Source organism: Bacteroidales bacterium (genome assembly GCA_021648725.1).
Lineage (GTDB): Bacteria > Bacteroidota > Bacteroidia > Bacteroidales > JAADGE01 > JAADGE01.
This window is the reverse complement of record JAKISF010000006.1, coordinates 14,104-25,104: the sequence shown is the minus strand read 5'-3', so window position 1 is coordinate 25,104 and position 11,001 is coordinate 14,104. Positions and strand designations below refer to the sequence as shown.

At 29.5% G+C, this 11,001-nt stretch carries 11 protein-coding genes; 4 read left to right on the top strand and 7 right to left on the bottom strand.

Annotation, left to right across the window (positions count from 1 at the left end):
* Positions 1 to 7: 7 nt before the first annotated feature.
* From recN to lysS, 4 genes are read right to left on the bottom strand one after another with little or no spacing between them, the layout of a single operon-like run.
* Positions 8 to 1,663, bottom strand: a complete 1,656-nt coding sequence (gene recN / locus L3J35_03480; GenBank protein MCF6365243.1) for a DNA repair protein RecN — start codon at positions 1,661 to 1,663, stop codon at positions 8 to 10.
* A gap of 40 nt (positions 1,664 to 1,703) precedes the next feature.
* Positions 1,704 to 3,521, bottom strand: a complete 1,818-nt coding sequence (locus L3J35_03475; protein MCF6365242.1) for an ABC transporter ATP-binding protein/permease — start codon at positions 3,519 to 3,521, stop codon at positions 1,704 to 1,706.
* A gap of 9 nt (positions 3,522 to 3,530) precedes the next feature.
* Complete coding sequence (locus L3J35_03470; protein ID MCF6365241.1) at positions 3,531 to 4,355, bottom strand: hypothetical protein; 825 nt, start codon at positions 4,353 to 4,355, stop codon at positions 3,531 to 3,533.
* A 52-nt stretch (positions 4,356 to 4,407) separates the two neighbouring features.
* Positions 4,408 to 6,126, bottom strand: coding sequence for a lysine--tRNA ligase (lysS, locus tag L3J35_03465; GenBank protein MCF6365240.1), 1,719 nt, complete (start codon positions 6,124 to 6,126; stop codon positions 4,408 to 4,410).
* 324 nt (positions 6,127 to 6,450) lie between these two features.
* Here lysS and L3J35_03460 point away from each other — a divergent pair, with 324 nt between their 5' ends.
* From L3J35_03460 to lipA, 4 genes are all read left to right on the top strand, one after another.
* Complete coding sequence (locus L3J35_03460; GenBank protein ID MCF6365239.1) at positions 6,451 to 6,687, top strand: hypothetical protein; 237 nt, start codon at positions 6,451 to 6,453, stop codon at positions 6,685 to 6,687.
* The gene (locus tag L3J35_03455; GenBank protein MCF6365238.1) at positions 6,669 to 6,968 is read left to right on the top strand and encodes a type II toxin-antitoxin system RelE/ParE family toxin; all 300 of its coding nucleotides are present in this window, start codon (positions 6,669 to 6,671) and stop codon (positions 6,966 to 6,968) included. The genes L3J35_03460 and L3J35_03455 overlap by 19 nt, the downstream gene beginning before the upstream one ends.
* A gap of 244 nt (positions 6,969 to 7,212) precedes the next feature.
* A complete protein-coding gene (locus L3J35_03450; GenBank protein MCF6365237.1) occupies positions 7,213 to 7,707 on the top strand; it encodes a hypothetical protein in 495 nt (164 codons plus the stop codon).
* A gap of 55 nt (positions 7,708 to 7,762) precedes the next feature.
* Positions 7,763 to 8,626 carry a lipoyl synthase gene (gene lipA, locus L3J35_03445; GenBank protein MCF6365236.1) on the top strand — a complete coding sequence of 288 codons (864 nt, stop codon included), beginning with the start codon at positions 7,763 to 7,765 and terminating at the stop codon, positions 8,624 to 8,626.
* A 1-nt stretch (position 8,627) separates the two neighbouring features.
* Here the strand turns inward: lipA and L3J35_03440 are convergent, their stop codons facing one another.
* The 3 genes from L3J35_03440 to L3J35_03430 form a co-directional block, all read right to left on the bottom strand.
* Entirely contained in the window at positions 8,628 to 9,230 is a 603-nt protein-coding gene (locus tag L3J35_03440; GenBank protein MCF6365235.1) for a DUF1684 domain-containing protein, read from the bottom strand.
* 3 nt (positions 9,231 to 9,233) lie between these two features.
* Complete coding sequence (locus L3J35_03435; protein MCF6365234.1) at positions 9,234 to 9,587, bottom strand: hypothetical protein; 354 nt, start codon at positions 9,585 to 9,587, stop codon at positions 9,234 to 9,236.
* 115 nt (positions 9,588 to 9,702) lie between these two features.
* A complete protein-coding gene (locus tag L3J35_03430) occupies positions 9,703 to 10,992 on the bottom strand; it encodes a glucose-6-phosphate isomerase (protein MCF6365233.1) in 1,290 nt (429 codons plus the stop codon).
* Positions 10,993 to 11,001: the final 9 nt, after the last annotated feature.

The window sequence follows — 11,001 nt, the reverse complement described above, 5'->3', positions numbered from 1 at the left end:
TATAAAATTATGAATTTAAAAGTTCCTCAGCATTTTTCAAAGCAGCATCCGTCACATTCTCACCACTAAGCATGGTTGCAAGTTCTTTGATACGTTCTTCTTGATTTAGTTTTTTAATATCCGTACGCGTATCGTATTCATCCTCAATTTTATAGACTTTGTAGTGATAATCGGCTCTTGCGGCAACTTGAGGCAAATGAGTTATGCTGATAACCTGCATGTTTTCAGACATTTCTTTCATGATATTACCGATTTTTTCAGCAATATCACCGGAAACACCGGTATCAATTTCATCAAAAATAATAGCCGGTAAAGCCATTGAATCTGAAATAACAGATTTAATACTTAACATTAATCGGGAAATTTCACCACCGGAGGCAATACTTGCAATTTCCTGAACCTCAGAATGTTTATTGGCAGAAAATAAAAAACTGATATAATCTCTGCCGGTTTCCGTAAATTCCGGAACCGTTTTTTGAGAAATTTTAAATTTTGCAGACGGCATACCCAATTTTTGTAGGATATTAATAATATGAGTCTCCAATTTTCCGGATGCCTCTCTCCTGCCCTTTGATAATTCATCTGCAAGCCGTGTTATTTTTGCTTCTTGTTCTTTAAGTAATTTTTCTTTCTCAGAAATCTGAGCATCAAAAGACGTAATATCATCTAATTTATTTTGCAAATCATCCTTTATTGAAATCAACTCTTCAATTGAACTTACTTTATGTATATTTTGTAAAGCGTAAATTGTATCAATACGCTCTTTCAAAAATTCAACTCGTTCAGGATTATTTTCAATATCTCCGGATAATGTTTCCAATTCATTAGAAATATCATCAAGTTCAATTTTAGTACTTTCCAAACGTTCTATTAATCCTTCTGCTTTGTTAAAAAAACTCTGTATTTGTTTTAATGAACTTATACTTTCGCTTAGATTTTTTAACACACCGTTATCATCATCAGATAATTCAGAAAAAGAGGTTGCTAAATTCTGTGTTATTTCTTCAGCATGGTTTAATTGTTTTAATTCAGATTCAATTTCAGACTGTTCTCCGAGCGTTAATTTTGCTTCTTCTAATTCATCAAATCGAAATTGCAAATAGTCTAATTCTGATTTTTCTTGCTGAGCACGTTCAATTAATTTTTGGTACTCTTTTTTTATTTTTTGATACTTTAGATAATGCTCTTTATAAAAATTAACTTTCGGGATCAGTTTCGCAAAAGCATCCAAAACATTTAATTGAAAACTGTTATCATTTAAATTCAGATTTTGATGTTGAGAATGAATATCGGTTAGTTGAACACTTAAATCTTTAAGTATATTTAAAGTTACCGGAGTATCATTAATAAATGCTCTGGATCGACCTGTCGGCGAAATTTCTCTTCTTACATGTGTAATTTCATCATAATCAATGTCATTTTTATCAAAAAATACTTTCATTGAGTATCTTTGAATATCAAACTCAGCTTCAACGATACATTTCTTTTCTTTATCTTTTAAAATTCCGGTATCGGCTCTGTTTCCCAAAATTAACGACAAAGCACCCAACAGAATTGATTTTCCGGCTCCTGTTTCTCCCGTAATTACAGAATAACTCGGTTCAAAATCAATTTCAAGCGATTCAATTAAAGCATAATTATGTATGGATATTTGTTTCAGCACAACTTATTTTTTTACAAATATAAATATTCAAGATAAAATATCAGAACATTTGAAGGTCATAAAGTTTTTTATAATTGCCGTTAAGTTTAATGAGTTCGTTATGAGTTCCTTTTTCAATTATCTCTCCTTCGTTTAAAACACAAATTAAGTCGGCACTTTTAACTGTTGACAAACGATGTGCAATAACAATTGATGTTCTGTTTTTCATTAATTTATACAATGCATCTTGAACTAATTTTTCGGATTCTGTATCTAATGAAGATGTTGCTTCATCTAAAATCATAATAGGAGGGTTTTTAAAAACCGCACGTGCAATGCTTAATCTTTGCCTTTGTCCGCCTGATAATTTTGAACCTCTGTCGCCAATATTTGTATTATATTTTTTTTCTGTTTCCGAAATAAAATAGTGTGCATTTGCAATTTTTGCGGCTTCTGTTATTTGCTCATTATCAGCATTATTAACGCCGAATGAGATATTGTTTCCGATTGTATCATTAAATAAAATAGGTTCTTGATTTACATTTCCCATTAATTCTCTTAAGCTCTTAATTGACAGGTTTTTTACATTTATTTTATCAATTAAGATTTCACCTTCTTCAATATCGTAAAAACGAGGAATAAGATCAACTAATGTCGATTTTCCGGAACCTGATTGACCGACTAATGCTATTGTTTTGCCTTTCGGGATAGTTAAATTGATATTTTTTAAAACATATTCATCTTCATATTTAAATGAAACATTTTTAAATTCAATTTCAGATTCAAAGTTTTCCTTAATAATCGGATTTTCAATTTCTTTAATATCAATATCGGCTTTTAATATTTCAGAAATTCTGTCGATTGATGCATAACCTTTTCTGATATCGTAAAAAGCAGTTGAGAACTTCTTTGCAGGATTAATTATTTGCGAAAAAATAACAATATAACCTATAAATTCGCTAGGAGATAAGTTGCTTTCATTGTTAAGAACAAGGGTTCCTCCGTAATACATTATTATTATCATTACAATAACACCGAGAAATTCACTTACGGGCGAAGCAGATAATTGTCTTCTGGTTAATGCTGTCATAAGTTTTGTATAGACTTTATTTAAAGAAAAAAAATTAGTTTTCATTTTTTCTTCTGCATTAAAAGCCTTTATTATTCTTAAACCTGATAATGTTTCTTCAATTCCTGAAAATAATTCTCCGAGTTTTGTTTGTGCTTTTTTTGATTTTTTTCTTAATGATTTTCCGATTATTCCTATAATAATTCCGCTTACCGGCAACAGAACTAACAGGAATATAGTTAACTGCGAACTCATCCAAATTAAGATGCCGAGATAAAAGATAATTGTAAACGGTTCTCTCGAAATTGTTTCAATTGATTTCATTATAGAATTTTCAACTTCTTTCACATCATTTGAAATTCTGGAAATAATATCTCCTTTTTTTTCATCTGAATAAAATGATAATGATAATTCTAAAATTTTAACATACAATACATTTCTGATGTCTTGAATAATTCCGTTTCTAAGATACGCTTCAAAAAATTTAGCTAAGAAAATAAAAAGATTTTTTAACAATATTGAAATTATAACAATAAAACTGACAAATTTGAGTGCAGAGGACTTTCCGGATTCAATAATTATTTTGCTGATATAGTAATTAAAATAACTCAATAAAGAGCTCATATTAAATGATAATTCAGGCTCTTTACTGATTAATTCTTGTTGTTCAAATAAAATTCCTAAAAAAGGAATTATTAAAGCAAGTGCAGATAATGAAAAAAATATTTGAATGATGTTAAAACTAATATTGCCGAAAGCATACCATTTATAAGGCTTTACATATTGCCATATTTTATTTATATTTTTCATTCTTTTATCTTAGTGATATAATTCTTCGAAAAACTGCAAACAAGACTTCCAATCTTCTTTGAAAAACTCTTTATAATTTTTTAAATATTTTTCATCAATAAGTTTATCTTTAGTTTTTACAGGTATAATTTTGGCAAAATACAAAGCAGCGTGAAGAATTAACCATCTGCTGCGGAATTTAATCCAAGATACTTCGCCTTTTGTGAATTCATCAGGATCTTTTTTGTATCTTTTTTTTGTAATACGTTTTACGAATAATAATTGTTTCTCTGAATATGACTTATGTTTGGCATTTAAAGAAACAGATTGTTTTTTATATTGAGTTTGTGTATAGTCGGCTATTTTTGTAAAGAAATTATGTGGATTTTCTTTTAATTCATTATAAAATAAAACTAAAGGTTTTTGTTTAAAGTGTTGTTTCAAAAAAATTAACTTCGGAAGAAACAATACGTCTTCAATTTTCCAAACTCCTGTATTATTCTCCGTATCAATAAATTTATCAATATTTTTAGAGCCGCCGTTTTTAACGTAACGTCTGTATTGCGATGCAATCCATTGTTCGTTTGAACGCAAAACAATGATTATTTTTGCATTAGGATATAGTTTAGCAATCTTAGCTGTTTCATCAAAAAATTGTCTGTCAAATTCACGCGAAAATAGCAATCTGTTCTCTTTACTTTCTGCAATTATATCTTTATACTTATAAAACTTAGAGGTATGAATATATTTAATGCCCTTTAACTTATGAAAAAACTTGTTTTGCAAATAAGTAGAACCGGTTTTTGCCAGTCCGACATGAAAAAATAATTTTTTATGGTTTACATTTTCTGACATATCTTAATTACAACTTGCTTTTGAACTAATTCTACTTAATTTTCTTCTTAAATTATTCTTTATTTTTAACAAATAATATATCATTATCTTTATACACTTCAACAAGTTCAAGTTTTGAAAGGGATTTAATTGTTTTATCCCACTTTTTATTTGAGAGACCTGTTTGTTCTTTCAACTTAACTAATTCTATTTTATTTTCTTTTTGTACAATATCATATATCGATTTTTCTTCATTATTTAACTCAACAATTTTAGATGCTTTCTTTTCAGGTCGCATTTGCGGAAAGAAAAGGACATCTTGTATTGAGTCTGAATTTGTCATTATCATTGCTAAACGGTCAATTCCTATGCCCAAACCTGATGTAGGAGGCATTCCGTGGTCAATAGCTTTTAGGAAGTCTTCATCCAACATCATGGCTTCATCATCACCTCTTTTTGCTAGTAATAATTGTGATTCAAAACGTTCTCTTTGGTCTATTGGGTCATTTAATTCAGAATAGGCATTGCAAATTTCTTTTCCGTTACAAACGGCTTCAAAACGTTCAACCAAACCGTCAACGCTTCTGTGTTTTTTTGCCAAGGGTGACATTTCAACCGGGTAATCTGTAATAAACGTCGGTTGAATTAATTGAGCTTCGCATTTTTCTCCGAATATTTCATCAATGAGCTTTCCCTTTCCCATTGAATCATCCGTAGGAATATTTAGTTTTTTTGCTGTTTCTAATAATTCTGCTTCATCCATTTTAGACACATCAATACCGGTAAAATGTTCAATAGCTTCAAACATTGTGTATCTTTTCCACGGTCGTTTAAAATCAATAATATTCTCTCCTACTTTCACTTTGGTTGTTCCGTGAATATCCATTGCAATTTTTTCAACCATTTCTTCAACAGTATTCATCATCCAAAAATAATCTTTGTATGCAACATAAAGTTCCATTTGTGTAAATTCCGGATTATGAAATCTGTCCATTCCTTCGTTACGGAAATCTTTTGCAAATTCATAAACACCATCGAAACCTCCGACGATTAACTTTTTGAGATACAATTCATTAGCAATACGCAAGTACAAAGTTTGATCAAGTGAATTATGATGTGTTTTAAACGGACGTGCAGCTGCACCGCCGTAAATAGGTTGTAAAATCGGTGTTTCAACTTCAAGATACCCTTTTCCGTTAAGATATTCACGCATCGAATTAGTAAGCTTTGTTCTTTTTATAAAAGCTTCTTTTACATGCGGATTAACCATTAAATCAAGGTAACGCATTCGGTATCTTTGCTCGGCATCTGAAAATGCATCGTAAGTTACACCGTCTTTTTCTTTTACTACCGGTAAAGGTCGAATAGATTTACTTAAAATTGTAAATTCTTTAACTCTTACGGACGTTTCTCCGACATTTGTTTTAAATGCTTCACCTTTTATACCGATTATATCACCGAGGTCTAATAATTTCTTAAAAACAGTGTTATACATTGTTTTATCTTCATCAGGGCATATTACATCTCGGTTAAAATAAACTTGAATTTTTCCTTTTGCATCTTGTAATTCTGCAAAAGAAGCCTTGCCCATAATTCTGCGAGTCATTATTCTTCCGGCAATGCTTATGTCTTGATAATTATTTTCTTTTTCCGAAAAACTATCTTTTATATCTTGGCTGTATGCAGTAACTTCATATTTTGCGGCCGGATAAGGGTTTATTCCTAATTCAATAATTTTATTTAAAGAATCTCTTCTTATTTGTTCTTGTTCACTTAATTCTGTATAACTCATTTCAACAGTTTGATTATTTGATTTAACTTGCAAAGATAAATAAGTAATCAGAATTTTTGAGTTTGACAGATGTTTTTTTGTGCAACTAATAAACTATTTTACTTTACAGTAGAATAAATAATTCATATTCTTGGAAAACTTGTAAGCAATCCGGAAATTAATTATCAAAAGGTGTTTATATTTGCAATTTTGTTATTGAAGGTAAAAAATAGAGAGAAGGTTGTTGCAGAACAAAGGTCGTTAAGGGACATTAGAAAGTATTAAAACAAAATTCTTATAAAATAATACAAGTTATTTTCGTAAATTTGAATAAAATATCAAGAAATGGACAGCATATTACTATTAAAAAACAATTTGATATTAAGGATTAAAAACTCTGATGATTTAAAGTTTCTAAAAGCTTTACAAACTATCTTTGATAGTTCTGAACAGGCATTGTATGAATTGAATGAAGATCAAATCAAATCTATTGAACATAGTAAAGATGAAATAAAAGAAGGAAAATATACAGAGAATTCAGAATCGATTTCTAATTTAAAAGTATGGCTGAAAAATCAATAATTTGGTCTTTGCGTGCAAACTCAGAATTAAAAGAGATATTAAAATTTTATATCCAAAGAAACGGGAATACTAAATGCAGTCTTAAATTATTAAAACGTATTGAAAACATATTAAATATACTTTCAACCAATGAATCTATAGGCAGATTAACAGCCGATAAAAAGACAAGAGTAATTGTATTGAAAGTTTTTTTAATTTTTTATGAAATTAAGGAAAATCGGATTGAGATTTTATCTTTTTGGGATAACAGACAAGATGAAATAAAACGGATAGATTTATAACAAATTACAATATAGTCAGGCGGTTAAACCCTTACTTTTTATGTTTTTAGAAATAAGTAATTCATATTCTTTGAAAACTTGCAATCAATTCGGAAATAAATTATCGAAAGGTGTTTATATTTGTAATTTTGTTGTAGAGGGGAAAAGGTTTAATGAGAAGATTGTTGTAAAATAGATTTTAATTTTAGTCATTTTTTTATTGAAAACATTAACGATAAAGACAGAATTCAAAAAAATATCAATTATGGCGAAAGCTATATACTTTACATTTATTTTCATAATGATTGTATATGGTATTTTTTTGGTAACAAAAGCTAATTTAGATTTTGAGAAATTGCTCTTTGGGATGACATATATTTGGTTAGGAATATGGGTTTTGGTTGCTTTATCAAAAACAATTAAAATAATTGAAATTTTCAACGAAACAATAACTATTAAAGAACCATTATTTGGTAAAAAAATAGTTGCTGATTTATCTAATGTAAAATACAATGATTTTGAATTTCATGGAAAAGTTACAGTTTCAAAAGGTATACTGCTTAAACTAGAAGATGGAAGAATTATTGAAATATATAATAAGGAATATTTAAATTCATCAGAAATAATAAATTATATAATTAAATCTTGTGAAAGAAAACCTTATATTAAATCTAAGAAATGGACAAAAGAATCAAGAATTTTTATAATTGGTATAGTATTAATTTTTTTAAGTATAATTTTATTAGAATTATTTAAATAACTGATACAGAAATGATCAGGAGTTAAACCTCTGATTTTTATGATCTAAAAAATAAATGAATACAAATAAAAAACAAAACACCAGAAGAAAGCCCGATTGGTTAAAAATAAAACTACCGCAAAGTAATAAATATGCCGCAGTTCAAAAAACAATCAGCAAGCATAATTTGAATACGATTTGTACAAGCGGTAAATGCCCTAATTTGGGCGAATGTTGGGACAGAGGGACTGCAACCTTAATGATTTTGGGCGATATATGTACACGTGCTTGTAAGTTTTGTGCCGTTAAAACAGGTAAGCCTCTCCCACCCGATTTTAATGAACCCGTAAAGGTTGCTCGTTCCGTAAAAGCTTTAAATTTGAAACACGTTGTTTTAACTTCGGTTGACCGTGATGATTTGGCAGATAAAGGAGCAACAATTTGGGCTGAAACTATTTTTGAAATTAAAAAATTAATGCCTGAAACTACAATTGAGACTTTAATCCCTGATTTTGATGCTGTTTCGGAACTTATCCAAAAAGTAATTGATGCAAAACCTGAAGTAATTTCACATAATCTTGAAACTGTTAAGCGATTAACGCCTCAAATAAGAAGCCGAGCAAAGTATAACAGAAGTTTGGAAGTTATTAAATATATCTCGGATTCGGGAATTACTTCCAAATCAGGAATAATGGTAGGTTTGGGTGAAACTTTTGATGAAGTAGTTGAGTTGATGGATGATTTAAGAGCCGTTAATTGCAAGGCTTTTACAATCGGTCAATATTTACAACCTACACCTAAGCATGCCGAAGTTATTGAATATGTTCATCCTGATATATTTAAAAAATGGGAAGAAATTGCTCTTAAAAAAGGTTTTGCATTTATTGAAAGTTCTCCGCTCGTAAGGTCTTCTTATCATGCGGAGAAGCATGTGAAATAATTTAATGTTCGGCAAATTTCATTACTCCTGCTTTTATTTCAGCAGCAATGAAATTTCCTAAAGGAGGTACAACACATGAATATTTATGATTATAAGCACAATACGGATTGTAGGCTTTATTGAAGTCAATTATAATTGTATTACCCTCAGGAATTTTTAAATCTACATATCTGCCGCCGCCGTATGAGGTTTTTCCGCTTGTTAAATCACGGAACGGTAAAAATAAATAATCTTTGTATTCTTCTTTCTCTTTCAAACGCAAACTTTGATAGATTCCTACTTTAATCTTCTTTCCGTCAATTTCAAATTCAACATTACCGTATTTTACATATTCGGGTGCTCGGTCAGTTGTTGTTTTCATTTTGAAGGGAATTGCATCTTTTGTTCTTGTAAATTTTGCTTCAACTTTGTATTTCTTTTTTGCAGGATAAAAATCTAAGCTTTTAAATTTTGCTAAATCTTCTTTTAACAGAGGACTTTCAGCAGTATCGGCATATTGCTTGTTTATAGTATTTTGGAAATATTTAATTTCTTTTTTGAAGTTGTTTTGAGAAAATGATATTTGAAAAGAAAAAGCTAATGATAGCAGAATAATTGTCTTCATTTTTTATTTTTTAAATACATAAACAAAGTAATCATATTTACCGTTTTTTCTGCTGAGATTAATAGGGAATTTATCTAAAAAATAATTTTGAATTTTAAGAGCATCTGCCGATGAGTTTGCTTTCCAGTATTTCCATTTTGCAGGTTTTCCGTGTTCTCTTTTTTCTTGATTAGGATATACGGTTAAACCAATATACCAATTTTTCCAGTTAACAGAAGATGTATTTCCGGTTGAATCTGTAATAATATTTATAATATCTTGTATAATATCTTTGACAGAATTATTCATTTTTATTTCGTCTTTTTCCTTTAAAGTTAAATGGAATTTTGCTAAAATAAACTTCTTAGTAATTACCATATTTTTAAAATAAGGCTTCTTAAAATTATATTTTTAAGACTATTTTGTTTTTCAAATATACAAAAAATATTAAAAACAGAAAAAATAGTTATTTGTTTTTCAAATATATACATATTTAGTATCCGGGTTTTCCGAGAATTCGGAACATATTTTTTTTATATGCTTCAACACCCGGCTGGTCAAATGGATTTACATTTAATAAATAACCGCTTATTCCGCAAGCTTTTTCAAAGAAATACAATAATTCTCCGAGATAAAATTCATTTATTTCAGGAACAGTAATTTTAATGTTAGGGACATTGCCTTCAATATGTGCTAATAAAGTACCCTGCTCGGCACTTTTATTTATTTCTTCAATATGTTTTCCTGCAAGGTAATTTAACTTATCAAGATTTGAGTCATCTTTTTCTAAAATTATTGAATACTTTGCTTTTTCTACTGAAATAACTGTTTCAAAGATATTTCGTTTCCCGTCTTGAATGTACTGTCCCATTGAGTGTAAATCAGTTGTAAAGCTGACACTTGCAGGAAAAATCCCTTTACCGTTTTTTCCTTCGCTTTCACCGTATAGTTGTTTCCACCATTCGGCAATAAAGTTAAGTTTAGGGTTATAATTTACTAATATTTCGTTTGTATAATTCCTTATATACAGTATGTTACGAACTACTGCATATATAACTGCCGGGTTATCCGTAGTTTTTGTTCTTTCGAACATAGCTTTTGCACCTTTTATAAGTTCTTTAATATCATAGCCTGCAACTGCAATCGGAAATAAACCGACCGGAGTAAATACTGAGAATCTGCCGCCCACATCATCCGGAATTATATATGTTTTATATCTTTCTTTATTTGCTAACTGTTTAAGAGCACCTTTTTCTTTGTCGGTTATTGCAATAATTCTGTTTTTCGCTTCTTCTTTCCCGTATTTTTTGTCTAAATCCTTTTTTAAAATCCTGAATGCAACAGCAGGTTCAGTTGTTGTTCCTGATTTAGAAATAATTGTTAAAGCATAAGATTTATCGGATAATAGTTCTCTTAATTCATATAAATAGTCTTCACTCAGGTTTTGACCGGCAAAAATAACCTTAGCTTTACCAAGTTCATTTTTCATCATTGAAAAGTTATCTGATAAAGCCTCAATAACAGCTTTTGCTCCGAGATAAGAACCTCCGATGCCTATTATTACCATTGTATCAATTTTCTTTATCAGTTCGTTTGCAGTATTTTCGATATCAGAAAGTAAATCGGGAGAGATTTCTTCGGGTAAATTAACCCAACCGAGAAAATCATTTCCTTTCCCCGTTTTACTGTGCAATAACATATTTGCTTTTTCTGCATTTGTTTGAAATACGTTTATTGCAGATTCAGTAATAAAGTTATTTGTATTTTTAATATCTATTTTCATACGTATAAA

Bases quoted from the DNA above. Each gene is read 5' to 3' on its own strand.
- L3J35_03475 (MCF6365242.1), bottom strand. From the start codon at position 3,521: ATGAAAAATATAAATAAAATATGGCAATATGTAAAGCCTTATAAATGG.
- L3J35_03470 (MCF6365241.1), bottom strand. From the start codon at position 4,355: ATGTCAGAAAATGTAAACCATAAAAAATTATTTTTTCATGTCGGACTG.
- lysS (MCF6365240.1), bottom strand. From the start codon at position 6,126: ATGAGTTATACAGAATTAAGTGAACAAGAACAAATAAGAAGAGATTCT.
- L3J35_03460 (MCF6365239.1), top strand. From the start codon at position 6,451: ATGGACAGCATATTACTATTAAAAAACAATTTGATATTAAGGATTAAA.
- L3J35_03455 (MCF6365238.1), top strand. From the start codon at position 6,669: ATGGCTGAAAAATCAATAATTTGGTCTTTGCGTGCAAACTCAGAATTA.
- L3J35_03450 (MCF6365237.1), top strand. From the start codon at position 7,213: ATGGCGAAAGCTATATACTTTACATTTATTTTCATAATGATTGTATAT.
- lipA (MCF6365236.1), top strand. From the start codon at position 7,763: ATGAATACAAATAAAAAACAAAACACCAGAAGAAAGCCCGATTGGTTA.
- L3J35_03440 (MCF6365235.1), bottom strand. From the start codon at position 9,230: ATGAAGACAATTATTCTGCTATCATTAGCTTTTTCTTTTCAAATATCA.
- L3J35_03435 (MCF6365234.1), bottom strand. From the start codon at position 9,587: ATGGTAATTACTAAGAAGTTTATTTTAGCAAAATTCCATTTAACTTTA.
- L3J35_03430 (MCF6365233.1), bottom strand. From the start codon at position 10,992: ATGAAAATAGATATTAAAAATACAAATAACTTTATTACTGAATCTGCA.